General features: G+C 70.7%; 23 protein-coding genes and 1 riboswitch. Of the genes, 15 read left to right on the top strand and 8 right to left on the bottom strand.

Features of this window, described 5'->3' with window-relative positions; translation table 11 throughout:
- Positions 1–19: 19 nt before the first annotated feature.
- Genes glnD through mutS form a run of 3 tightly spaced genes read right to left on the bottom strand, consistent with a single transcriptional unit; the run spans position 20 to position 5,906 of the window.
- Positions 20–2,698: a [protein-PII] uridylyltransferase gene (gene glnD, locus VGE03_RS12235; protein WP_331046752.1), complete on the bottom strand. Its 2,679-nt coding sequence runs from the start codon at positions 2,696–2,698 to the stop codon at positions 20–22.
- Positions 2,695–3,213, bottom strand: a complete 519-nt coding sequence (locus VGE03_RS12230) for a hypothetical protein (RefSeq protein ID WP_331046751.1) — start codon at positions 3,211–3,213, stop codon at positions 2,695–2,697. The genes glnD and VGE03_RS12230 overlap by 4 nt, the downstream gene beginning before the upstream one ends.
- On the bottom strand, positions 3,210–5,906 hold the full coding sequence (mutS, locus tag VGE03_RS12225) for a DNA mismatch repair protein MutS (protein ID WP_331046750.1): 2,697 nt from the start codon (positions 5,904–5,906) through the stop codon (positions 3,210–3,212). The genes VGE03_RS12230 and mutS overlap by 4 nt, the downstream gene beginning before the upstream one ends.
- 100 nt (positions 5,907–6,006) lie before the next feature.
- Positions 6,007–6,148, top strand: a riboswitch (cobalamin riboswitch).
- Positions 6,149–6,313: 165 nt separating this feature from the next.
- Here mutS and VGE03_RS12220 point away from each other — a divergent pair.
- Positions 6,314–8,131, top strand: a complete 1,818-nt coding sequence (locus tag VGE03_RS12220; RefSeq protein WP_331046749.1) for a TonB-dependent receptor plug domain-containing protein — start codon at positions 6,314–6,316, stop codon at positions 8,129–8,131.
- On the opposite strand, the gene VGE03_RS12215 is transcribed toward VGE03_RS12220, so the two are convergent.
- Positions 8,115–9,011 carry an aldo/keto reductase gene (locus VGE03_RS12215; RefSeq protein WP_331046748.1) on the bottom strand — a complete coding sequence of 299 codons (897 nt, stop codon included), beginning with the start codon at positions 9,009–9,011 and terminating at the stop codon, positions 8,115–8,117. The two genes, VGE03_RS12220 and VGE03_RS12215, sit on opposite strands and share 17 nt — an antisense overlap.
- Positions 9,012–9,343: 332 nt before the next feature.
- Between VGE03_RS12215 and VGE03_RS12210 the strand changes: the two genes are divergently transcribed.
- From VGE03_RS12210 to VGE03_RS12190, 5 genes are all read left to right on the top strand, one after another.
- The gene (locus VGE03_RS12210) at positions 9,344–10,588 is read left to right on the top strand and encodes an argininosuccinate synthase (protein WP_331046747.1); all 1,245 of its coding nucleotides are present in this window, start codon (positions 9,344–9,346) and stop codon (positions 10,586–10,588) included.
- A 92-nt stretch (positions 10,589–10,680) separates the two neighbouring features.
- Complete coding sequence (locus VGE03_RS12205; RefSeq protein WP_331046746.1) at positions 10,681–11,139, top strand: hypothetical protein; 459 nt, start codon at positions 10,681–10,683, stop codon at positions 11,137–11,139.
- A 76-nt stretch (positions 11,140–11,215) separates the two neighbouring features.
- Entirely contained in the window at positions 11,216–11,800 is a 585-nt protein-coding gene (locus VGE03_RS12200) for a hypothetical protein (protein ID WP_331046745.1), read from the top strand.
- A 50-nt stretch (positions 11,801–11,850) separates the two neighbouring features.
- The gene (locus VGE03_RS12195) at positions 11,851–12,480 is read left to right on the top strand and encodes a LysE family translocator (protein WP_331046744.1); all 630 of its coding nucleotides are present in this window, start codon (positions 11,851–11,853) and stop codon (positions 12,478–12,480) included.
- An 83-nt stretch (positions 12,481–12,563) separates the two neighbouring features.
- Positions 12,564–13,118, top strand: a complete 555-nt coding sequence (locus tag VGE03_RS12190) for a CC0125/CC1285 family lipoprotein (RefSeq protein ID WP_331046743.1) — start codon at positions 12,564–12,566, stop codon at positions 13,116–13,118.
- 140 nt (positions 13,119–13,258) lie between these two features.
- Here VGE03_RS12190 and VGE03_RS12185 read toward each other — a convergent pair whose 3' ends face one another.
- Positions 13,259–14,002, bottom strand: a complete 744-nt coding sequence (locus VGE03_RS12185) for a DUF6065 family protein (protein WP_331046742.1) — start codon at positions 14,000–14,002, stop codon at positions 13,259–13,261.
- 52 nt (positions 14,003–14,054) lie between these two features.
- On the opposite strand from VGE03_RS12185, the gene VGE03_RS12180 reads away from it, so the two are divergent.
- From VGE03_RS12180 to VGE03_RS12170, 3 genes are all read left to right on the top strand, one after another.
- Positions 14,055–14,600: a prolyl-tRNA synthetase associated domain-containing protein gene (locus VGE03_RS12180; RefSeq protein WP_331046741.1), complete on the top strand. Its 546-nt coding sequence runs from the start codon at positions 14,055–14,057 to the stop codon at positions 14,598–14,600.
- A gap of 82 nt (positions 14,601–14,682) precedes the next feature.
- Positions 14,683–16,287: a bifunctional phosphoribosylaminoimidazolecarboxamide formyltransferase/IMP cyclohydrolase gene (gene purH, locus VGE03_RS12175; RefSeq protein ID WP_331046740.1), complete on the top strand. Its 1,605-nt coding sequence runs from the start codon at positions 14,683–14,685 to the stop codon at positions 16,285–16,287.
- Between the two features lie 8 nt (positions 16,288–16,295).
- Positions 16,296–16,760, top strand: coding sequence for a GNAT family N-acetyltransferase (locus VGE03_RS12170; RefSeq protein ID WP_331046739.1), 465 nt, complete (start codon positions 16,296–16,298; stop codon positions 16,758–16,760).
- Here the strand turns inward: VGE03_RS12170 and VGE03_RS12165 are convergent.
- Both VGE03_RS12165 and VGE03_RS12160 read right to left on the bottom strand, forming a co-directional pair.
- The gene (locus VGE03_RS12165; RefSeq protein ID WP_331046738.1) at positions 16,747–17,553 is read right to left on the bottom strand and encodes a siderophore-interacting protein; all 807 of its coding nucleotides are present in this window, start codon (positions 17,551–17,553) and stop codon (positions 16,747–16,749) included. The genes VGE03_RS12170 and VGE03_RS12165 overlap by 14 nt on opposite strands.
- Positions 17,550–18,074, bottom strand: coding sequence for a PadR family transcriptional regulator (locus tag VGE03_RS12160; RefSeq protein ID WP_331046737.1), 525 nt, complete (start codon positions 18,072–18,074; stop codon positions 17,550–17,552). Before VGE03_RS12160 ends, VGE03_RS12165 begins: the two co-directional genes overlap by 4 nt.
- A 159-nt stretch (positions 18,075–18,233) precedes the next feature.
- On the opposite strand from VGE03_RS12160, the gene VGE03_RS12155 reads away from it, so the two are divergent.
- Entirely contained in the window at positions 18,234–18,995 is a 762-nt protein-coding gene (locus tag VGE03_RS12155) for a dienelactone hydrolase family protein (protein WP_331046736.1), read from the top strand.
- A 2-nt stretch (positions 18,996–18,997) separates the two neighbouring features.
- Here VGE03_RS12155 and VGE03_RS12150 read toward each other — a convergent pair whose 3' ends face one another.
- Positions 18,998–19,459 (bottom strand): OsmC family protein, encoded by a 462-nt coding sequence (locus VGE03_RS12150; protein WP_331046735.1) that lies wholly within the window; start codon positions 19,457–19,459, stop codon positions 18,998–19,000.
- Between the two features lie 103 nt (positions 19,460–19,562).
- Between VGE03_RS12150 and rpe the strand changes: the two genes are divergently transcribed.
- The 5 genes from rpe to VGE03_RS12125 all read left to right on the top strand — a co-directional run bounded on the left by rpe (position 19,563) and on the right by VGE03_RS12125 (position 23,939).
- Positions 19,563–20,222, top strand: a complete 660-nt coding sequence (rpe, locus tag VGE03_RS12145; RefSeq protein WP_331046734.1) for a ribulose-phosphate 3-epimerase — start codon at positions 19,563–19,565, stop codon at positions 20,220–20,222.
- Entirely contained in the window at positions 20,219–22,024 is a 1,806-nt protein-coding gene (locus VGE03_RS12140) for a heparinase II/III family protein (RefSeq protein WP_331046733.1), read from the top strand. The genes rpe and VGE03_RS12140 overlap by 4 nt, the downstream gene beginning before the upstream one ends.
- Before the next feature lie 63 nt (positions 22,025–22,087).
- Entirely contained in the window at positions 22,088–22,975 is an 888-nt protein-coding gene (trxA, locus tag VGE03_RS12135; protein ID WP_331046732.1) for a thioredoxin, read from the top strand.
- Between the two features lie 9 nt (positions 22,976–22,984).
- Complete coding sequence (locus VGE03_RS12130; protein WP_331046731.1) at positions 22,985–23,650, top strand: LON peptidase substrate-binding domain-containing protein; 666 nt, start codon at positions 22,985–22,987, stop codon at positions 23,648–23,650.
- Positions 23,651–23,741: 91 nt separating this feature from the next.
- Entirely contained in the window at positions 23,742–23,939 is a 198-nt protein-coding gene (locus VGE03_RS12125; RefSeq protein ID WP_331046730.1) for a Trm112 family protein, read from the top strand.
- Positions 23,940–24,083: the final 144 nt, after the last annotated feature.

Raw genomic sequence — 24,083 nt, 5'->3', positions numbered from 1 at the left:
AGGGGCGCGGAACGCTGGCTTAGCGTGCTTCAGGCCGGGGCGATACGGGCCGCTTGCGCCCGAACTCGGACACGTCACGCAGGCTGGCGCGCACCGGCGTCGACACCGGCCGGACATTGGCGTCGCGGCGGTCCAGAACCGCCTCAAGCGCCTCGCGCAGGCGATCCAGCTTCGGCCCCGCCGCAGGACGTCGTCCCCGGGCGTCAGTGACGTAGAAACTGTCCACCGCCCGCTCGCCGAAGCCCGCGATATGGGCCGAACGGATCGACAGGCCATGATCCGCCAGCACCCGCGACAGCTCGGCCAGAAGCCCGGGCCGGTCCGCGCCGGACAGTTCGATCACCGCCGCGTCCGGGGTTTCGTCCAGATCGATCAGGGCCACCGGGCGCACGTCGAAGGCCGCGCGGCGGGGGTTCGGCTGGGGCGCCGGCGGCGCGCCCGACTTCTCGCCCCGCGCCGCGGCCTCGAGCGCCGACACCAGCCGCGTCAGGCGGCGCGGCTCGGCCTGGCCGTAGGGCGCGCCCGAACCGTCCTGCAGCTCGAACACGTCCAGCGCCGTGCCGTCCTCCGCCGTCGCCACCCGGGCGCCGACCACGTCCGCCCCGCCCGCCGCCAGCGCGGCGGCCAGATCGGCGAACAGGCCCGGCCGGTCCTTTGCGGCGACCGCGATCCGCGCGGCGGCCAGCGGCTCGTTGCCCTCGTCCTCGTCCCGCCCGGTGACGAGGCTGGCCGCCGCCCCCGACTGACCCGCCCGCTTCACCAGATCCGGGAAGTCGGCCAACGGATCGGCCCGGGTCACGTCCTCGCCGCGGAACACGGCCTCGGTCCGCTGGTAGAGCTCGCGCATCAGCTGGCCCTTCCAGCCGTTCCACACGCCCGGCCCGACCGCCCGCACATCGGCCACGGTCAGCACCAGCAGTGTGCGAAGCCGTTCGGGATCGCCGACCAGCCGCGCGAAGGCCCGGACCGTCGCCGGATCGGACACGTCCCGCTTCTGCGCATAGTCGGACAGGGCCAGGTGGTTGCGCACCAGCCAGACCACGAACTCGGTCCGACGCGGGTCAATGCCCAGCCGGTCGCAGGCGCGCCGCGCGGCGATGGCGCCGTCCTCCAGCTGCCCCCGGTCGCCGCCCTTGCCCACGTCATGCAGCAGCATGGCCAGCATCAGGGCCTCGAAGTCGTCGATCCGGTGGACCATCTCGGTCGCCGTCGGATGCTCGGCCTTCAGCTTGCCGCGCCAGATGTCGTTGATGATGCCGATGGCCTGGAGGGTGTGCTCGTCCACGGTGAAGGCGTGGTACATGTTGAACTGGGTCTGGCCAACGATCCGCCCCCATTCGGGCAGGAACCGGCCCAGCAGCCCGGTCTCGTTCATCAGGGTCAGCACCCGGTACGGCCGCTGGCCGGTCAGGATGTCGAGGAAGGCGCGGGTGGCCTCCGGGTCCCGGCGCAACGACGGCGTCACCAGCGACAGCGACCGCGTCACCGCCGAAAAGGCGTCCGGATGCAGGTCCAGATCGTGGCCGTCCGCGGTCCGGAACAGCGTCAGCAGCTTCGTCGGATCGTCGGCGAACACCTCGGGCCCGGTCACCGACAGCCGCCCCGCGACCTCGACGAACCCCTCGACGCCCAGGTTCTTCTTCCGCCCCGGGATCAGCCGCGACAGGCTCAGCGCCGCCTTCTGGTGCCGCGCCTCCAGCTTGGCCGACAGGGCCCGCGTCAGGGCGCCGACGTCGCGGGCTACCAGGAAGTAGCGGCGCATGAACCGCTCCACCGCCGGCTCGTCCCCCCGCCCCTGCCAACCCATGCGCCGGGCGACCTCGGGCTGGAGGTCGAAGGTCAGCTTCTCCTCGGCCCGGCCGGCGATCAGGTGCAGATGCGCCCGCGTCCGCCACAGGAAGTCGAAGGATTCCTCGAACGTCCGACGCTCGCGCGGGGTCAGCAGATCGTCCATGACCCGCGCCCCCAGCGGGCTGTCCGGCGCCAGCGAGCGGGCGATCCAGAACAGGGTGTTCAGGTCCCGCAGCCCGCCCTTGCCGTCCTTGACGTTCGGCTCGACGCGATAGCGCACCGCCCCGGTCTTCTGGTGCCGGACGTTCCGCTCCTCCAGCTTGGCGGCGATGAAGGGGCGCGGGTCGGCCTTGACCACGAAGGCGCGGAACCGGCCGATGAAGTCCTCGGCCAGGGCGTCGTCGCCCGCCAGCGGGCGCGCCTCCAGCAGGGCCGTCCGCACCGTCATGTCGGTCTTCGCCAGCGACAGGCACTCGTCCACCGACCGCGCCGCCTGCCCCACCTTCACCCCCAGGTCCCACAGGACGTAGAGCATGAACTCGATCACCTGCTCGGTGCGCGGGATCGACTTCCACGGCCGCAGGAACAGCAGGTCCAGGTCCGAGAACGGCGCCAGCACCCCCCGGCCATAGCCGCCGACCGCGATCAGGCTCAGCCGCTCGGCCTCGGTCGGATTGGGCGCAGGATAGAGGGTGTCGGTGGTGAACCGCCACAGGGCGGTCAGCATGTCGTCGGCGGCCTCGGAGTAGAGCCGCGCCACCTCGACGCCGTCTCCCCCAGCCTCCAGTCGACGCGCGGCCTTCGCCCGGGCGGCGTCCCAGCTTTCACGCAGGATCGTCGCCACGGCCTTGCGGACGTCCGCCTCTCCGGCGGCCGCTTCCAGCCGCGCGTCGAGGGGCTGGCTCACCCGCCGGTGACCCGGGCGACCAGTTGCGTCACCGCGCTGTAGAGATGGCCGGTCGCGGAGGCCGTGCGGGCGGCCGAGGCCTCAGGCAGCACCGCCGACGGCGCGCCCCCGGCCCGCTCGGCGAACCACAGGTCCGCGATACGCTCCAGCGGCGTGGCGCTGGACTGGGTGTCCGGGGCCATCAGGATGCGGGCGAAGACCTCGGCGTCCTCCTGCAGCATCCGCCAGACGTCCGCGTCCTTCTGGTTCGGCGCGACGCCGACAAAGCGGGCCAGCCGGTTCGTCTGATAGGCCTTCATCGCCTCGGCCGGTTTCGGCGCGGGCATGTTCAGGAAGCCCGGCGAGGACTGGGCGAAGCACCAGACGGCGGCGCTGGTGTAGCGCTCGACCATGGCCCCCGCGTCACGACGCGAGACGAACCAGTCGGCCGAAACCTCGGCCACCTCATAGGCCGCCTCACTGGCGAACGATCCGAAGGTCGCCCCGATGTCCTGGGCCGTCGCGGCGGTGGTCATTTCATCAAATTCCTGAGCTTGTAGAGCGCCTCGAGCGCCTCGCGGGGCGTAAGGTCGTCGGGATCGATGCCGCGCAGGGCGTCCTCGACCATCGAAGGTTTCGCCGGTTCCGGCGCGGGCGGTTCATTGACCGCGAACAGGGGCAGGTCGGTCAGGCTGGCGCCGGCGGCCTTCTCGCCCTCCAGCCGGTCCAGAACCTCGCGGGCGCGGGCCACGACCGGCCCGGGCACCCCGGCCAGCTTGGCCACCTGCACGCCGTAGGAGCGGTCGGCGGCGCCGGGGGCGGCTTCGTGCAGGAAGACCAGCTCCCCGTTCCACTCCTTGGCCCGCATGGACAGGTTGCAGACGTGGGCCAGCCGCGTCTCCAGCGCCGCCAGCTCGTGATAGTGGGTGGCGAACAGGGTCCGCGCCCGGTTGCGATCGTGCAGGGCCTCCGCCGTCGCCCAGGCGATGGCCAGGCCGTCATAGGTGGCCGTACCGCGGCCGATCTCGTCCAGCACCACGAACGAGCGGTCGGTGGCCTGGGTCAGGATCGCGGCGGTCTCGACCATCTCCATCATGAAGGTGGAACGCCCGCGGGCCAGATCGTCTCCCGCGCCGACACGGGAAAACAGCCGGTCGACCACGCCCAGCCGCATCGCCCGGGCGGGGACGAAGGCCCCGGCCTGGGCCAGCACCACCAGCAGGGCGTTCTGGCGCAGGAAGGTCGACTTACCGGCCATGTTCGGGCCGGTGACGATGGACAGGCGCGACGCTCCGGCGCCCGAGCCGTCCAGCCGGCAGTCGTTCGGCGTATAGGGATCGCCCGCCGCCTTCACCGCCGCCTCGACCACAGGGTGACGCCCGCCCGAGACCTCGAAGCACAGGGTGTCGTCGACCTGCGGGCGCACCGCGCCCACCTCCTGCGCCCACTCGGCCAGCGCCCCGTGCGCGTCCAGCTCGGCGAGCGCCTCGGCCACCGCCTGCAGGGGCTGCGACAGGGACTGCACCGTGCGTCGCCAGATCTCGAAGGTCTCGCCCTCGATGGCCAGGGCGCGGTGGCCCGCCTGACTGATCTTCGCGTCCAGCTCCGACAGTTCGATGGTCGTGAAGCGAACCTGGTTGGCCAGGGTCTGGCGGTGGATGAAGGGGCTTTCCCCGGTCGGTCGCAGCAGGGGCTCGGCGGCCTTGGCGCTGGTCTCGAGGAAATAGCCCAGCACGGCGTTGTGCTTGATCTTGAAGGCCACGCCGGACTCGGCGACGGCGCGCGCCTCCAGATCGGCCACGACCCGGCGGCTGTCGTCGCGCAGGCGGCGGGCCTCGTCCAGTTCAGGGCGGAAGTCCGGGTTCACGAAGCCGCCGTCGCGGGCCAGATGCGGCGGCTCGGCGACCAGACCGGCGGCCAGGTCGGCCAGCAGGCGGCCGAGATCCGGCGACAGGGTCATCCGGTCCACGCATCCGGCGATGCGCGGCGGCGGCCCGGTCAGGGGATCGGCGACCGGCGGGAACAGGCCGGCAATGCCCTCGGCGATGGACAGGCCGTTGCGGATGGCGGCCAGATCGCGCGGCCCACCCCGGCCCAGCACCAGTCGCGACACGGCCCGGGCCACGTCCGACGACGCCTTCAGTCCGTCGCGCAGGTCTCGCCGCAGATCGCGGCGCTCCAGCAGCCACTCGACCGCATCCAGCCCCTGATTGATGGCGAGGGGATCGCGCAGCGGACGGGCGATCCGCTCGGCCAGCGCCCGCGCCCCGCCGGACGTCACCGTCCGGTCGATGCAGGCCAGCAGGGAGCCGTCGCGCTCGCCGCGCTGGGTGCGGTCGATCTCGAGGCTCAGCCGGGTCGCCGGATCGATGGCCAGGAAGCCGGTGTCGCCCGACCGGCGCGGCGGCGTCAGCGCGGGAATCTTTCCGGCCTGCGTCGTCTCCAGATAGGCGGCGATCAGGCCCAGGGCCGAGACCTCGGCCTCCTCGAAGGCGCCGAAACCGTCCAGCGAGGCGACGCCATAGAGGCGCTCGGCCCGCACCTTGGCCCCGACCGGCTCGGCCAGCGCCTGCGGCAGGGCCTGGACCACGCCGCCGGAGCCGTTCAGGGCGTCCTTGGTCTCCTCATCGGAGAACAGGCGGTCGGGGACCAGCACTTCCGACGGCCGGAAGGAGGCGAGGGTGGCGCCGAGGTCTTCCAGCGCACAGGCGACGACATCGACCGCCCCGGCCGACAGCTCGACCACGGCCACGGCGGCGCGGCCCTTGCGGACGGCCACGGCGGCCAGCCGGTTCGCGCCGCGCGCGTCCAGCAGACTGTCCTCGGTCAGGGTGCCGGGGGTGACCACCCGCACGACGCCGCGCTGCACCACCGCCTTGGAGCCGCGCTTCTTGGCTTCCGCCGGGTCTTCCAGCTGTTCGCAGATGGCGGCCTTGAAGCCCTGCCGGATCAGACGGGCCAGATAGCCGTCCAGCGCATGCACCGGCACGCCCGCCATCGGGATGTCGTCGCCCTGGTGCTTGCCCCGCTTGGTCAGGGTGATGCCCAGGGCGGCGGCGGCGATCTCGGCGTCCTTGAAGAACAGCTCGTAGAAGTCGCCCATGCGGAAGAACAGGATCGCATCCGGCTGCCCGGCCTTGGCCGTCAGATACTGCGCCATGAACGGCGTCGCGCCCTCCACGGACGGGACGGCGTCGGTTTGCGGCGGGTGAGCGAGGGGAGCGTTCATGCGTGGCGTCAGGGTGACGGATCGGAGCCGTCCTCTCAAGCGTGATCCGCCTGTCTTGCACAAGCCTCGCCGCGCTGCGATACGCCCGGCTCGGCGGTTAAGGGAACGCGGTCAGACACCGCGGCTGTGCCCGCAACTGTAGGCGGCGAGAGCGTCGTCCGTCCGGGGTTCGCCCCGGCGTCACTGGTCCCCGGACCGGGAAGGCGAGGGCTTCGTTTGGCGACCCGCAAGCCAGGAGACCTGGCCGCCGGTGTCGCTCGCTCCTGTCCGGGACCAGACAGCAGCGCGGGGACTTCCGTCGTAGCGACCCGATCTTGCGCCGTCCGGACCAGCAGGCCCGGCGGATCGGTTCGCTCATAAAGGCCTCTCGCGCGCATTCGCGGGGCCTGAACGGGGGACACGCTCACATGAAGCGCTCCATTCTTCTGACCTCGGCCGCCATGGCCGCCGCCTTCGCCGCCCCGGCCTTCGCCCAGCAGGCCGAGGACCTGCCCGAGGTCGTGGTCACCGCCACCCGCATCCCGGCCATCGTCGCCGACACCCCGGGCGCCCGGGTCATCGACGCCGAAGCCATCGAACAGCGCGGCGCCGTCTTCGCCGCCGACGCCCTGGCCGACGTGCCCGGCCTGTCCGTGACCCGCTCCGGCGCCTTCGGCGGCGTGGCCCAGGTCCGCATGCGCGGCGCCACCCCGGGCAAGACCCTGGTGCTGGTCGATGGCGCACCGGTAAACGACGCCGCCGAGCCGAACGGCGCCTATGACTTCTCGGGCTTCGATCTCGGCGATGTCGAGCGCATCGAAATCCTGTCGGGCCCGCAATCCTCGCTGTGGGGCTCGGACGCCATCGGCGGCGTGATCTCCTTCACCACCCGCGAGATCGACGGCATCCGCGCCGAGGCCGAGGCCGGCAGCTTCGACACCGTGCGCGGCCGCATCGCCGTCGGGACCGCCAACGAGACCTGGGCGCTGGGCGGCTATGTCTCGCGCTTCACCACCGACGGCATCTCGGTCGCGGACGAGGCCAACGGCAACACGGAGGCCGACGGCTTCGACAACACCACGGTCGGCGTGCGCGGCCGCTACGCCGTCTCCCCGGGCGTGAAGCTGGACGGTTCGGCCCGCTGGTCGCGCAGCGAGGCCGACCTCGATAACGGCTTCCCCGTCTCCGACAACAGCGACCGGTCGGAGTCCGAGCAATGGTCGGGCGTGGTGCGCGCCACCGTCGACGCCCTCGGCCTTGAGCACCAGTTCAGCGTTTCGGGCTCGAACATCGAGCGCCAGACCTTCAGCGCGTTCGGCTCGGTGTTCGAGGCCGATCGTCAGGCCTACCGCTGGCAGGCCAACGGCGAGACCGGCGCGGCCACCTACGCCTTCGGCGCCGAGCGCGAGGAAAGCACCGGCAGCCTGTCGACCGGCGATGATGTCAGCCTGGGGACCACCTCGGTCTTCGCCACCGGCCGCTACCAGGTCTCGGACGCCCTGAGCGTCACCGGCGGCCTGCGCTTCGACGACACCGACGACTTCGGCTCGAAGACCACTGGCCGCGTCTCGGCCGCGTACGAGCTGGGCTACGGCTTCACCCTGTCGGGCGCGTACGGCACGGGCTTCAAGGCGCCGTCGGTCAGCCAGGCCGCCTGCGATTTCTGCTTCGCGGCCATCCCCTTCCCGACCCTGCGTCCGGAAAAGGCGGAAGGCTATGAGGCCGCCATCGGCTGGCGTTCGGCGGACGGCCGGATCGAGGGCCGGGCGACGGTCTATCACCTCGGGGTCGAGGACCAGATCACCTACTTCTTCGATACGACGACCTTCGACAGCTACTACATCAACATCGCCGAGACGGCGACGGACGGGGTCGAGCTGGAAGGCCGGGCCCTGCTGGGCGGCGGCTTCGACCTGAGCCTCGCCTACGCCTGGACCGATGCCCAGGACGAGACCACCGGCGCCCGCCTGCTGCGCGTGCCCGAGCACTCGGGTTCGGCCACCCTGGGCTGGACGGGCGACCGCCTGTCGGGGGCCCTGACCGTCCGCGCCGAAGGCGATCAGGACGACTCGGGCGGCGTGCGCGAGGGCTTCGTCACCGCCAACGTCAACGCGGCCTACGAACTGACCGATCACGTCACCCTGACGGCGCGCGTCGAGAACCTGGCCGACGACCACTACCAGCAGGTGCGGGGCTACGGCGAACCGGGACGTTCCGGCTACGTCGGGATCAGGCTGCGCTACTGATCCGGGCGCGAGGCCCGGCCGCTGCGGCGGCCGGGTGCTCGAGCTGCAGCAGCTCCCAGTCCAGCGCCGGCGCGGGCGCGTGGGCGGCGGCCACCACGGCGCGCAGTTCGGCGGCCGAGGCCGCGCTGGCGATCACCGCCGACACCTGCGGCAGGCCGAGCGTATAGGCCAGGGTCGCCTGCATCGGGTCGACCCGCGCCTCGGCCAGTCGACGGCGAATACGCGACAGCTGCGGCGCGTGATGCGCCATATCCTGCGGCAGGGCGTCGCCGCTCATGAACAGCAGGCCGCCCGAGAAGACCGACGACACATGCAGGTCCACGCCCAGGGCGGCGATCTCGTCCAGCGCGCCCGAACGATGCGCCCGCTGGTCCAGCAGGCTGCACGGCAATTGCACCACATCGGGCTGGAATCGGCGGGCCAGCAGGGCCGGACCGTCGTCGACCGTGGCGCAGAAGCCGATCTTGCGGAACAGGCCCCGATCCTTCAACGCCTGCATCCGGTCCCAGAGGGCGCGCCCCTCGGCGCCCACCAGGTCGGACGCCCGGGACGCCAGCAGCACCTCGCCGCGCGGCAGGCCCATCCGCTCCAGCGAACGGCGGGCGCGGGCCTCGACCCGGTCGACGCCCTCCTCGATGGACACGGTGCGCACGGTCACGCGGAACGGCGACGGGAAGGGCCAAGCCTGGCCCAGAAGACGTTCGCCGTCCCCGTCCGGCTTGGTCGCCACCACGGTCACGCCGGCGTCGGCGGCGGTCTGCAGCAGGAAGCGCAAAGCCTCCTCGCGCGCGCCGGCGGGTGCAGGCAGGGCGCGTTCAGGCTGGTGCACGACGGCGAGCGCCAGCTTTTCGACCGGGGACGGGGCGCGGTTGGGGATCACGACCCTACCTTGCGCACGAATGCTTAAGGCCCCCCTTCCGAGACATTGACCGAATCTTACCCACGGAACACCGGTCTCAGCCTTATTGTGGACGTTTTTCAGGCACTTGAGGGCAAATCGGAGCCTTGAGGAGGCCCCACCGGTCGGTCGACAATCCACAGGAGAGTTCCCGCCCCGGGCGTCCGTGAACGCGAACAGCGGCCCGGCCCGCGTTGAAGAATCAGCGCCGGAGACCCCCTGCCCCATTCCGGCCCTTGCATCGCGGGGCGTCTGGCCCTTTAAGCGCGCGAAATAACGGAACGCCTCCCCGCGTTCGTCGAAGGATTCTGCCCATGTCGTCCGACGCTCCGAAGAAGCCCGTCAAGAAGGTCGTGCTCGCCTACTCCGGCGGCCTGGACACCTCGATCATCCTCAAGTGGCTGCAGACCGAATACGGCGCGGAGGTCGTGACCTTCACCGCCGACCTCGGCCAGGGCGAGGAGCTCGGGCCGGCGCGCGAGAAGGCGCTGAAGCTGGGCATCAAGCCCGAGAACATCTTCATCGACGACCTGCGCGAGGAATTCGTCCGCGACTTCGTCTTCCCGATGTTCCGCGCCAACGCCCAGTACGAGGGCGACTATCTGCTCGGCACCTCGATCGCCCGCCCGCTGATCTCCAAGCGCCAGATCGAGATCGCCAAACTGGTCGGCGCCGACGCGGTCTGTCACGGCGCGACCGGCAAGGGCAACGACCAGGTCCGCTTCGAGCTGGGCTACTACGGCCTGAACCCGGACATCCACGTCATCGCCCCCTGGCGCGAGTGGGAGTTCCGCAGCCGCGAGGCCCTGCTGGACTTCGCCGAGAAGAACCAGATCCCGATCGCCAAGGACAAGCGCGGCGAGGCCCCGTTCTCGGTCGACGCCAACCTTCTGCACTCCTCGTCGGAGGGCAAGGTGCTGGAAGACCCGGCGGTCGAGGCCCCCGAATTCGTCCACCAGCGCACCATCTCGCCGGAAGACGCGCCGGACGTGGCGACCGTCATCGAGATCGGTTTCGAGAAGGGCGACGCCGTCTCGATCAACGGCGAGGCCATGAGCCCGGCCACGATCCTGACCGCCCTGAACCAGTATGGTCATGACAACGGCATCGGCCGTCTGGACCTGGTCGAGAACCGCTTCGTCGGCATGAAGTCGCGCGGCGTCTACGAGACCCCGGGCGGCACGATCCTGATCGCGGCCCACCGCGGCATCGAGAGCATCACCCTGGACGGGGGCTCGATGCACCTGAAGGACCAGCTGATGCCGAAGTATGCCGAGCTGATCTACAACGGCTTCTGGTTCTCGCCCGAGCGCGAGATGCTGCAGGCCGCCATCGACAAGAGCCAGGAGAAGGTCTCGGGCACCGTCCGGGTCAAGCTCTACAAGGGCAATGTCTCGGTCATCGGTCGTGAAAGCCCCAACAGCCTCTACGACCAGGACCTGGTGACCTTCGAGGAAGGCGTCCAGGCCTATGACCACAAGGACGCCGCCGGCTTCATCAAGCTGAACGCCCTGCGCCTGCGCGTGCTGGCCAAGCGCGACGCCCGCGACAACGGTTGAAGCGCGGCCGCAGAAGCGGCTCGCCAGGTCTGACCAAATGCGCCACGGTGGCCTTCGGGCCGCCGTGGCCTTTTTGTTTGATCGGAACGCCGATGTCCCTGCGTCTCGTCCTCGCCGCCTCGACGGTCCTCGCCTTCGCCGGACCGGCCTTCGCCCGGCAGGTTCCCCCGACGCCGCCCGCTCCGGCCGAGGCCCCGGCTGAAATCCCGCCCGTCCAGGCCGCCGCCATCGCCCGCGTCCAGACCGCCGGCGAGGCCCTGAAGACCGTGATGGAGGAGCTGGAGCCGCAGGCCGCCGCCATCCGCGCCGACGCCGCCCTGTCGCCCGAAGACAAGGAAACCCGCATCCGCGCCCTTCTGGCCCCGCATCAGGCCAAGCTGGACGAGTTCGTCGCCGCCATCACCGACATGGTCGCCTTCGAGGCCGCCGACGAAGGCGCCTCGCCCGAGGAGATCGCCGAGGCCTCGACCATGATCGGCCCGATGATCATGGCCGAGATCACCCAGGCCCTGATCACCGGCGAAACCGGCGAGGAGGATGAGGGGCAGTAAGCCTTACGGCGATTTCACTTGAGGTCGAACGGCGTTGGGCGGACCCTCCGGCAGCCCTTCCCCCCGGAGACCTGTGATGATCAAGGCCCTCTCCCTCGCCGCCGCCCTCGCCGTCCTGCCGTTGTCGGCGGCGCTCGCCGCGGCCGACCCGCAGACCGCGTCCGAAGCCTCGTCCGAGGCCGCGGAGGCCGCCATCGAGGCCGCCGCCGAACGCTTCGAGGCCCGCATGGAGGCCTTCGGCGAACGCGCCGACGCGATCTCCGAGGACGACGGCCTCAGCGAGACCGAGAAGAAGACCCGGATCGCCGCGATCTGGGCCGAATACGAACCTGACGTCGCCGCCTTCACCGCCGTCGTCAGCGAGCATGTCGGCACGATCGCCGGCGCGGCCCTGGCCGAGGTCGATATCGAGGGCATCGTCGCCGAGGCCCTCGCCGGCGTCACCGAGTCCGGCGCGCTCGACATGGCCGGCGGCATGGCCGCCAACGGCGCCTGGGCCTCGAACGATCCGGAGCACATGGCCACCTATGGCCTGGTCGCCGAATATGCGGTCGGCGAGGCCATGGACGCCATCGACGAGGCCACCGGCGGTGAAATCCACATCGACCTCGACGACGAGGACGAGGCGGACACCCCCGCCGAGGCGCCGCAGGCCGACTGAACCGTCACCACGCTTGACCCGAAGCGGCGCCGGTCCGACAGGATCGGCGCATGGTCCTGCCCGTCGATCCGCACCTTTACGCCACCTTCCTGGGGGTGATGGCCGTCATGGCGATCACGCCGGGACCGGCCAACGTCTTCTCCGTCGCCAACGGGGTCCAGCGCGGCAAGGCCGGCGCGATGGCGGGCGTGGTCGGCATGAACGCCGCCACCCTGGTCTGGTTCGGCGCCGCCGCCCTCGGTCTGGGCGCCCTGGTCGCGGCCTTCCCCCAGGTCTTTCGCTTCATCTCGATCGCCGGCGCCCTCTACGTCGCCTGGCTGGGCTACAAGGCGCTGCGCGGCGCCTTCGCCACCGCCGCCGACCCCGAAGCCCCGACGGTGAAGCTGGGTCGCAGCGCCCTGGTCGACGGCTTCATGGTCCAGATCGCCAACCCCAAGGCCATCCTGTTCTTCACCGCCGTCCTGCCGCCCTTCATCGACGTCAGCCGCCCGGCCGCGCCCCAGCTGGCCCTGTTCGCGGTCGCCGCGGTCGGCATGGACGTGGTCAGCATGTCCGCCTACGGTCTGGGCGGCGCGGCCTTGGCGCGGCGCATGTCCGAACCTAGATTCCGGAAAGGCTTCGCCTTTCTGACCGGCGCTCTGCTGATCGCCGCCGCCGTGCTTATTCTCTCGCGTTTATAGCGGTTTGCCGCATCCCGGAACCGGCGCCGTTCATGTACCGTTCAGCCACAGGAGCGCGTCGTACCGCGTTCAAGGAGCATCCGATGAACACCCGTTTCCTCAAGCCCGTATTGCTGGTGACGGCGGCGGCGCTCGCCCTGTCCGCCTGCGCGACCGCCACCCCCTACGGTCCCGCCGGCCCCAACAGCCGCTACGGCTATTCCGAACAGCGCGTCGACGCCGACCGCTACCGCGTCGCCTTCGCCGGCAATTCGGTGACCTCGCGTGAGCAGGTCGAGATGTCGCTGCTGCTGCGCGCCGCCGAACTGACGCTGGAAAGCGGCCACGACTGGTTCACCACCGTGAACCGCGCCACCGACCGCGATGTTCGCCTGCAGGGCGCCCCGGACCCGTTCTACTATGACCGGTACAGCCCGTTCTGGGGTCCGTCCTGGCGCTACTACAACCGTCGCGGCTTCTGGAGCCCGTGGGGCTTCCGCGATCCGTTCGGCCCGGACTTCGACGTCCGCGAGATCGACCGGTTCGAGGCCACCGCCGAGATCGTCCTGGGTCGCGGCGCCAAACCGGCCAACGATCCCAACGCCTTCGACGCCCGCGAGGTGGTCAACAATCTGAGCTCGCGCGTTCCGCGCGGCTGATCGGCCGGCTGGTGGATCAGGCGGAGCGTTTCACCGTCCAGACAGACAGAAGCCCCGCCCGGACATCCGGGCGGGGCATTTTGTTATCCGGTCACCGTGATGACGAAGTCCAAACTGGCCACTAGCCGCCAGCCACTCTGCTACAGCCCGACCCGCGGCGCCTTCAGCCGCCGCTTGTTGGTGTGGGTCGCGGGCGCCGCGCCCAGGTCCTCCGGGATCTCGCCCTTGAAGTAGAAGCGCTGCCACTGCTCCTTGGTCGCCTCGGCGTCGCCGGCGGCCAGCCGGTTGTTGAAGTCCGTCCGCGCCTTCAGCCAGGCGTCGTACTGCCCCTTCATGTTGGGGTTGGACTCCAGCGTCCGGATCACCGGTTCAAAGGCCTCCACCTTGCGGTGCTCGACCGGTGTGATGAAGCAGAAGGGCTCGCCCTTTTCGAACTTCACCCGGCCCGGCCGGGTGAAGATCCAGTTCATCGTGAAGGGGAAGGGCAACCAGTCGGTCTCGATCAGGCCGGTCAGCGGCTGGATGCCGTCCTTCACATGGTTGGGCGACCCGCCCGCCAGCATCCCCCAGCCCGGCGGCGTGCGGAACAGGTACTGCGGATGCATCGTCAGCACCCCGCGCGAGAAGTGCGAGGTCACGAAATGGCTGACGTGCGGATTCGGCCGCTCCGGCGTGATGACGATATCCGTCTGGCTGGGCCCGCCGTTCCACTCCGCCGTGAAGGTGAAGGGCACCAGGATTTCCCACCCGGTGGTGTTGGCCATGTTCAGCGGCAGGCAGCGATACGGGTGGCGCTGGGCGAAGGCGTCCATCCAGTCGCGCGAGACCCGGCCGGGCACCAGGTCGGGCGGCTGCCTCGACATCGGATAGCATTCCAGTTCCACGGGCGGCCTCCGGCGGGTAAGCGAATACGTCCCTCCTCCCTACCGAAGCCCGATGACCGAAGACAACCCGACCGCTCCCGCCCCCGTGGCCGAACCGGCCTTCGACCGCGACCGCCTGCTGGGCTGGATGGCCGAACAGGGGGTCGCGCAGACGACCCACGACCACCCGGCCGTCTTCCGCGTCGAGGAAGGGCTGGAGCTCAAGGCGGCCATGCCGGGCGCCCACACCAAGAACCTGTTTCTCAAGGACAAGAAGGGAAAGCTGTGGCTGATATCGGCCCGGCAGGACACGGTGGTCGACCTGAAGCGGGCGCCGAAGACCATCGGCTCGGACCGCCTGTCCTTCGGCAACGAACACCTGCTCTACGAGACGCTCGGCGTCCGCCCCGGCTCGGTCACCGCCCTGGGCCTGATCAACGACCCGGACCAGCGCGTGACCTTCATCCTCGACAAGGCCCTGTGGGACGCCGACATCGTCAACTTCCATCCCCTGACCAACACCGCCACCACGGCGATGACGCAGGACCAGTTCCGCAAGGCGCTGGCGGCCATGGGGCGAGCTCCGGTCACGGTGGTGGACTTTTCGGACCTTCGCTGACCCTGCGAGGTTCAATCCTTGGCCGGACAGTGCTAGAGCCCCGCGCGTCTCCCCGACCCCATTCCAGATCACGGACGCCGCCATGCCCGCCGCTCCCGACTTTCCCCCCGCGCCGAACCGCGTGGCGCCGAAGCGCGCCCTGATTTCGCTGAGCGACAAGACGGGGCTGGAAGAGGCCGCGCGCGCCCTGCACGACCTCGGCGTCGAACTGGTCTCGACCGGCGGCACCCGCGCCGCCATCGCCGGCTTCGGCCTGCCGGTGAAGGACGTGGCCGACCTGACCGGCTTCCCGGAAATGATGGACGGCCGGGTCAAGACCCTGCACCCCGTCGTGCACGGCGGCCTGCTGGGCGTGCGCGACGAGCCGTCCCACGCGCAGGCCATGACCGAGCACGGCATCGGCGGCATCGATATCGCCTGGATCGACCTCTATCCGTTCGAACAGACCGTCGCCTCGGGCGGCGGGTTTGAGGCGGCGGTCGAGAACATCGACATCGGCGGCCCGGCCATGATCCGCTCGGCCTCGAAGAACCACGGCTACGTCGCCGTCTGCGTCGACAAGGTCGCCGTGGACGAGGTGCTGGCCGCGCTCAAGGCCGACGGCGCGACCTCGCTGGAGCTGCGCAAGCGTCTGGCCGCCCGCGCCTTCGCCCGCACCGCCGCCTATGACGCCGCCGTCTCGGCCTGGTTCGCCGGCCAGGTCGGCGACGAGGCCCCGGCCCGCAAGTCGATCGCCGGTTCGCTGGCCCAGACCCTGCGCTACGGTGAGAACCCGCACCAGTCGGGCGCCTTCTACCGGACCGGCGAACGCCGTCCGGGCGTGGCCTATGCGACCCAGATCCAGGGCAAGGAACTGGGCTACAACAACATCGCCGACGCCGACGCCGCCTATGAGCTGGTCGCCGAGTTCGAACAGCCCGCCGTCGTCATCGTCAAGCACGCCAACCCCTGCGGCGTGGCGGTCGGCAAGGACCTGTCGGAAGCCTACGCCCGCGCGCTGGAATGCGACGCCGTCTCGGCCTTCGGCGGCGTGATCGCCGTCAACCGTCCGCTGAACGGCGCCGACGCCCGCGCCATCACCGACATCTTCACCGAGGTGGTCATCGCCCCCGGCGCGAATGACGAGGCAAAGGCCATCTTCGCCGCCAAGAAGAACCTGCGCCTGCTGATCACGGATGGTCTTCCGGACCCGCACGGCGCGGGCGAGGTCTTCCGTTCGGTCGCCGGCGGCTTCCTGGTCCAGTCGCGCGACCGCTCGCTGATCAAACCCGCTGACCTGAAGATCGTCACCAAGCGCCAACCGACGCCGACCGAGATCCAGGACATGCTGTTCGCCTTCACGGTCGCCAAGCACGTGAAGTCCAACGCCATCGTCTACGCCAGGGACGGCCAGACGGCCGGCATCGGCGCCGGCCAGATGAACCGCCGCGACTCGGCCCGCATCGCCGCCATCCGCGCCAAGGAAGCCGGCGAGGCCAAGGGCCTGACCACCTCGCTCGCCGAGGGCTCGGCCTGTGCGTCGGAAGCCTTCTTCCCGTTCGCCGACGGCCTGCTGGAAGCGGTCGCGGCGGGCGCCACGGCGGTGATCCAGCCGGGCGGCTCCATGCGCGACGCCGAAGTCATCGCCGCCGCCGACGAGAAGGGCATCGCCATGGCCTTCACCGGCGTGCGGGTCTTCCGGCATTGATCTGAAAAATGACAGCTGTCCGGATCATCGTCGCCTCGCCGAATGATCCGGCGGCGGCTCCGTTGCTGGACGCGCTGTCTGACGCCCTGAGCGCCATCACCGGCGATGACGGGCGCTCATCCTTCGACCCGGCGCAGGCTGACGAGCCCGGCTCGGTCTTCCTGCTGGCGCTGGACGAGGCGGATCAGCCGGTCGGCTGCGGCGCCCTGCGTCCGCTCGCCGTCGGAATCGGCGAGATCAAACGCATGTACGCCGCGCCCGGCACGAAAGGTGTCGGCGCGGCCCTGCTGGCGGCGCTGGAGGCTCAGGCGGAACGGCTGGGCTATTCCGTGCTGAAACTGTCGACCCGGCGGGTGAACCATCGGGCCGTCGACTTCTACAAACGTCAGGGCTGGGGCGAGACCGAACCCTTCGGCCGCTATGTCGGGCGTCCGGAGTCGGTCTGCATGGCCAGGGCCCTCAGTCCTCAATGACCTCGTGGGCGCCGACGGCTCCGGCGCGCCAGTAGCCGGCGGCCTTCATCGCCTTCGGATCGAAGCCCATGGCGACCACGACGCCGCGCAGGGTCCGGGCGACCTGGCTTTCGCCCGCGATCCAGACATAGGCGTCATCTCGCGCGACATCAGCCAGGGCGGTTTCCGCCGCAGTCCGCAAGCCTTCGACACGTCCACGCGGCCCACCGTTCCGCTCGACCCAAACCACCGTCAGATCGGCGGCGCTGGTCAGGGGCGGTTGCGACGCCGCATCCTCGATCTCCAGCACCACCGTCGCCGCCACACCGGCCGGAAGCTCCTCCAGCCGTCGTGAGATCGCCGGAACCGCCGTCTCGTCGCCGATCAGCACATGATGCGCGAAGGCGGTCGGCACGATGAAGGAGCCGCGCGGCCCCCCGACGCCCAGCGTCGAACCGGGCGCGGCCGCCATGGCCCAGTCCGTCGCCGGACCGCCGTGGCCGGTCGCAAAGTCGATCGTCAGGGTCCCGGCCGCCGTGTCCCAGACACGGGGCGTGTAGTCCCGCATCACCGGGCGAGGCTCGGCGAAAACCGGCCCGTCCGGCCCCGCCTCCGGCAGGACCGGCGTCTCGCCGTCCCGCACCGGGAAGATTTTCACATGATCGTCGAAGCCCAGGGACACGAAGTCCGCCAGGTCCCCGGTCAGCACCACCCGCTTCAGCGACGGGGTCAGGTCGCCGACCTCCGTCACCTCCAGCAGGCGGAATTTCAGCGGATGCCGGACGCGCCGGGCGATACGCAGCGCGTCGGTCATGCCTTCTCCACCCGGTCGGCGGCCTGGTTCAGGATGTCGGCGACCTCCCTGATCCGCGCCGCGTCCAGCGGGACGTCCTCGGCCAGCTTGGCGTGGACCACGCCGCGCAACCGCATGATGGCCTCGGCGATCGGCGCCGGGCGCGCCGCGCGGTGGGCGAACTTGGCCAGGGTCTCGCGCAGGTCCGTCAGGGCCTCCGCATTCTCCTCCAGCAGGGTGCGGCCCGCGTCGGTGATGGCGTAACGCTTCTTGCCGCCCTCCTCGCGCCCTTCCAGCGCGCCCATCTCTTCCAGAAGGGTCAGGGTCGGATAGATGACGCCGGGGCTGGGCGCGTAGGCGCCGCCCATCCGCGTTTCGATAGCCTTGATCAGTACATAGCCGTGCGCAGGGCCGTCCTCGGCGATCAGCGACAGGATCAGCCAGCGCAGGTCTCCCCGGGCCAGCAGCCGCTTGCCGCCGCCGCGATGGCCGCGCGGACCGCCCCGACCACCGCCGAAGCCGCGACCGAACTCATTGCGCATTCCGCGCCCGAAGAAACCGTGACCGTGACGGCCGAAAGGATGATGTCCCATCTCTCGCTCTTTCTTTTCGATATATCTGTTCATAAGCGATTAGATATATCTGAAACTGTCGTTCCGCAAGGGGTGGCGTTCGGCGCCGAAGCGGGGCTCACTGCAGGCATGGACACGCTCGCCGCCCGCTGGACGATGCTTGAACCCGGCGTGGCCGTGGTCGGGCCGGACGATGACCGCCCACGTCCGGGGGTTCTTCTGTTCCACGGCTGCGGCGGCCTGCGCGATCACCTGCCCCGCTACGCCGAGGCCGCGAAGGCGGCCGGCTGGCGCGCCTTCATCGTCGATTCCTTCGGCCCGCGCGGCTGGGGCCGCCAGCGCGCCCTGATGACCGTCTGCACCGGCCTGGTCCTGCGTGGCGACAAGCGGGCGGGCGATATCCTGGCCGCGCTCCACGGGGTGTCACAGAGGCGTGACGTGGACGCCTCCCGCCTTGCGCTCGCCGGCTGGAGCCACGGCGGCTGGGGCATCATGGAGGCCATGAGCTCGGAACGGCACGACCGGATGCTGGGCCTGGCCGATCCTGGCGACGTCTCGCTGGACGGTGTGAGGGCGGTCTATCTGGCTTACCCCTACATCGGTCTGGCGGCGCTCAACCGGATGCGACCCTGGAAGCACTGCCCGAAGACCCTGGCGGTCATCTCGCGCACCGATCACCTGACCACGGTCCGCAACGCCGAACAGGTGCACGCCATGGTCCGCGAGTGCGGCGCCGAGGTGGAGACCTGGATCGCCGAGGGCTCCCACGCCTTCGACGAGCCCGGCGCGACCCATCCGATGACCTACCAGCCCGCCCTGGCCGACGAGGCCGTCCGCCGCTTCGTCGCCCTGCTGGAGGACGTCGCCGCCGCCCCGCCCCTTCCCGTTTAGGGTTAGCGCGGCTCCACCGTCACCTCTGCCCGCAGCGAGTTGGCGATATAGCAGTGCTCATGCGACCGGTGATGCAGGTCGGCGATCGCCGCCGCGTCCGGCAGCGTTTCGCCCGAGAAGGTCACCGCGGGCCGCAGGATCACCGAGACGATGGCGACCTTGCCCCGCTCATCCCGCCCCATCACCCCGACCGCCTCGTCCAGATAGCGGTCGACGACGAAGCCCGCCTTGGCCGCATAGGCCAGGAAGAACAGCATGTGACAGCTGGACGCGGACGCCACCAGCGCCTCTTCCGGGTCCACCGCGGTCGGATCGGACATCGGGACCGGCACGCTTTCCGGGGCCGAGGAGCCGCGCACCACCGCCCCGCCGTCAAACCGCCAGTCGTGGGCGCGGGCGTATTTGTTGTCGAGGAAGGGCTGGTCGCCCCGCCCCCATTCGACAGTCGCGAGATACTCGGTCATGGCGGCCTCCCCGTCCGGACGATGACCAAACCGTGTAGCACGCTTCGCCGCATCGGAGCCCGCCCGGCTTGCCCGCGCGGGCGACCCGCCTTATCCGGGGCTCATGGCCGCGCCCCTGATCTGCCCCTCCATTCTCGCCAGCGACTTCTCGAAGCTGGGCGAGGAAGTCCGCGCTCTCGACGCCGCCGGCGCCGACTGGATCCACATCGACGTGATGGACGGCCATTTCGTGCCCAACATCACCCTCGGCCCCGACATCGTGAAAGCGATCCGGCCACACACCAGCAAGACCTTCGACGTGCACCTGATGGTCGCCCCGGTCGACCCCTGGCTGGAGGCCTACAAGGAGGCCGGCGCCGACATCCTGACCGTCCACCCGGAAAGCGGCCCGCACCTGCACCGCACCCTGGGCCGCATTCGCCAGCTGGGCGCCAAGGCCGGCGTCGTGCTGAACCCGGGCACCCCGCTCGCCGTTCTGGAGGAGGTGGTCGAGCTGGTGGATCTGGTGCTGCTCATGTCGGTCAATCCGGGCTTCGGCGGCCAGTCCTTCATCCCGACCTCGCTGCGCAAGATCGAGAAGGCCCGCGCCCTGCTGGACGCCGCCGGATCGAAGGCGCACCTGCAGGTCGACGGCGGCGTGACCTCGGCCAATGCGGCGGCCTGCGTGTCCGCCGGCGCCGACGCCCTCGTGGCCGGCTCCTTCGTGTTCAAGGGCGGCCCTGACGCCTACGCCGCCAACATCCAGGCCCTGAAGTCCGCGTGAACCCATTCGGCCCCTTCTCGAAGCCGGAAGGCGACGGGCCCGCGCCCGGCGAGATTCCGGGCCTGCGCGGCGCGCCCGTCCGCACCCCCGTGCGCACCACCGGGGCGGCGACCGGCCCCGCCCTGTGGCCCGCCATCCTGGGTCGGCTGCTGACCCGCCAGCTGTGGATCGAGGCCTACGGCCTGCCCGGCTACGCCCTGACGCTGCGCGGCCGCGTCGCCCAGGCCTTCGCCGCCACCCCGCGCGACTTCCGTCCGGTCGATCCGACGGTCGGCAAGGCCATTCTGGGCGGCCGCTATGTGCTGTCCGGCTCCAGTCTCGAGATCGGCGAGACCGAAGACCCCTTCAACCGGCCCAGCCCGACCCGCGCCTTCGCCGTCGACCTGCACGCCTTCGCCTGGCTGCCGTCGCTGATGACCCAGGGCGACCGCGGCGCGCGCGAGGCCCTGCGCCTGACGCTGGTCTGGTCCGACGTCTTCGTCCGCTGGTCGCCCTTCGCCTGGGACCCCGATATCCTCGCCCGCCGCGCCATCAACCTGGCGTGCGCCGCCCGCCGCATGGGTCAGGTCGCCACCGAGGCGGAGCGGCTGAAGCTGGCCAATGTGCTCGGCCGTCAGGCGCGCCAGCTGCTGCGCCCGCCCGGCAATCCGTCCACCCTGTCCGAGCGTCTGACCGCCGCCGCCCTGATCGGCGCCGTCCTGTCGGGCCCGCCGGGCGCCGGCCTGCGTCGCCGGGCCCTGTCGCGCCTGTCGCGCGCCCTGCCGCGCACGGTCGGCCCTGACGGCGGCCATGCGACGCGCAGCCCGGAGGCCGGACTGGAGCTGCTGCTCGACCTGCTGACGCTCGACGACGCCCTGGCCCAGATTTCCGAACCGGCGCCCGAGGCCCTGACCGCGGCCCTGAACCGGTTGAAGGCGGCGCTGGCGATCCAGACCCTCCCGGACGGCCGTCTGGCCACCCTGCAGGGCGGCGGCCCCTCCACCCCGGCTCGCGTCGCGGCCGCCCGGGGCGTCGAGACCGAACTGGAAGACGTCGCCGGCGCCGTGGCCGGCCTCACCCGCATCCGCAGCCCCCTTCTGACCGTGGTCGCCGACACCGCCCCGCCCGCGCGCGGCCCCTGGTCCGCGGCCGCCTGCGCCCAGCCGCTGTCGCTAGAGGTGGTCTGCGGCAAGGATCGCCTGATCACCGGCTCCGGCTGGACGCCGCGCGCCGCCGACCGGCAGGGCCTGCGCCTGACCCCCGGCCACTCCACCCTGACCCTGGGCGAAAGCTCGACGGGCGAACCGCTCGGCGGCTGGAAGGGCGACCTGCTCGGCGCCCGCCTCGTCGGCCGCCCCCTGCACGTCGAGGCCAACCAGCGTGACGGCGAAGGCGCCGTCTGGCTGGAGATCGAGCACGACGGCTGGGTCCACGAATTCGGCCTGCTGCACCAGCGCCGCCTGTATCTCGACCAGCGTCTGGACGAGCTCCGCGCGGAAGAGCGGCTGCATCCGGCGCCCGGCCAGAAGGACGTGGTCCGCGCCATCGCCGCCCCCTACGCCGTCCGTTTCCAGCTGGAGCCGGGCGTGCAGGCGTCGCTGGCCCGGGATCGCCGCTCCATCCTGCTGCGCGGCCATTCCGGCCGGGGCTGGTGGTTCCGCACCGACGGCCCGGACGTGGCCATCGAACCCTCGGTCCATGTCGATGACGGCCTGACCCGTCGCTCGCTGCAGATCGTGGTGCGCGGCTCGGCCCGGACCGACTCCGAGACCAAGATCCGCTGGAAGCTCAGCCCCGCCGGCGCCGGCAACGATCCCTCTTGAGCCGCGATGGTCCCGGGACCATCTGACGGCTACCGCGTTACGACTGATCCGGACCCCGACCTCATGACCCTGACCGACCTGCCGAACGATCTGATCAAGGAAGGCTCCGACGCCGGCTTCATGGCCGATGTCGTCGAGGCCTCGAAGACCCAGCCCGTGCTGGTCGACTTCTGGGCGACCTGGTGCGGGCCCTGCCGCACCCTGACGCCGATGATCGAAAAGGCCGTCCGCGCGGCCGGCGGCGCCGTGAAGCTGGTCAAGATCGACGTCGACAAGAACCCCGCCTACGCGGGTCAGCTGCGGGTCCAGTCGATCCCGACCGTCTACGCCTTCGTCAACGGCCAGCCCGTCGACGGCTTCCAGGGCGCGATCCCGGAAAGCCAGATCAAGGCCTTCATCGACAAGCTGACCGGAGGGACGAGCGCGAACTCGGACATCGACCAGCTGCTGTCGTTGGGCGAGGAATCCCTGTCGCTGAACGATCTGGGCGGCGCCGCCCAGGCCTTCGCCCAGGTGCTGACGCTCGAACCCGAGCATGAGAAGGCCATCGCCGGCATGGCGCGCGTCTATCTGGCCGACGGCGACGTCGAGCAGGCCCGCCAGACCATCGCCATGGCCCCGCAGGACTCGCGCGACGCCACGGTCCAGTCGGTCCGCGCCCAGCTGTCGCTGGCCGGCTCGGCTCCAACCGGCGCCTCGACCGAGCTGGAAGCCCGCGTCGCCGCCGACCCGAACGACCATCAGGCCCGCTTCGACCTGGCCCAGGCCCTGGCGTCCTCGGGCGACCTCAAGGGCTCGGTCGATCACCTGCTGAAGATCGTCGCCGCCGACCGCGAGTGGAACGAGCAGGCCGCCCGCAAGCAACTGCTGACCGTTTTCGAAGCCGCGGGCTCGACCTCGGACGTCGCCCGCGACGGCCGTCGTCGCCTGTCGTCGCTGCTGTTCGCCTAAGGAGGGCCGGTGGCTCAGGGATACATCAGGGCCGCCGACCTGCCGCAGGTCATTCCCGTCTTCCCGCTGTCGGGCATCCTTCTGCTGCCGCGCGGCCAGCTACCGCTCAACATCTTCGAGCCGCGCTATCTGAACATGATCGATGACGCGATGGCCGGGGACCGGATCATCGGCATGCTGCAGCCCTCGGGCGGACCGGCCCGTCTGCCGGGCCTGTCGGCGATCGGCTGCGCGGGGCGGATCACCAGCTTCAACGAGACGTCGGACGGTCGCTACCTGATCACCCTGACCGGCATCGCCCGCTTCCGCGTGGCCGCCGAACTGCCGGTGAAGACCCCCTACCGTCAGGTCCGCGCCGCCTTCGACGCCTGGGCTGACGATCTGGTCGCCCCACCCGCGGGCGAGGGCGGTCTGGACCGTGAAAGCCTGCTGGACGCCCTGAAGGCCTATCTGGAGACCCGGGGTCTCGACATCGACTGGGACACGGCCGAGACCGCCCCGCCGGAGGCCTTGGTCAACAGCCTGTCCATGGCCCTGCCCTTCGAACCGACCGAGAAACAGGCCCTGCTGGAGGCCCCGGACCTCGACGCCCGCGCCGGCGTCCTGACCGCCCTGATGCAGATCGGCGCAGCCGGCGGCGAGATCGGCGAGGGCGAAGGCCCGTCGATGCAGTGAAGGTTCAAGGTTCAAGGGGCCAGGCGCTAGGGCGGACCGGACGTCCTTCCGAAACCTAGAACCTGACCCCGAGAACCTGTAACCTTCCCCCATGACCAGCGACGCCTTCAACACCCCCAATACCGTCGACCCGCGCCTGCTCGAGACGCTGGTCTGCCCGGTCACCCGCGGCAAGCTGACCTATGACCGCGAGGCGCAGGAACTGGTGTCCGCGGGCGCGAAACTGGCCTTCCCGATCCGCGACGGCGTGCCGATCATGCTGGCCGAGGAAGCCCGTCAGCTGGGCTGACGCCTCCTCCCCGTTCGCGTTGCGAATGGGGAGGTGTCGCGCTTCGGATACGAAGCGTGACGGAGGGGGCGGCTCAGGCTTCTGAAAGCTGGCCGCCAATCCCTTTCCATCCGCGCCGCCCCCTCCGTCTCGTCGGCTGATCGC

The organism is Brevundimonas sp., assembly GCF_036400995.1.
In the GTDB taxonomy this organism is placed as follows: Bacteria; Pseudomonadota; Alphaproteobacteria; order Caulobacterales; family Caulobacteraceae; genus Brevundimonas.
The sequence above is the reverse complement of the archived record's forward strand: the minus strand, read 5'-3'. Positions and strand labels throughout refer to the sequence as shown.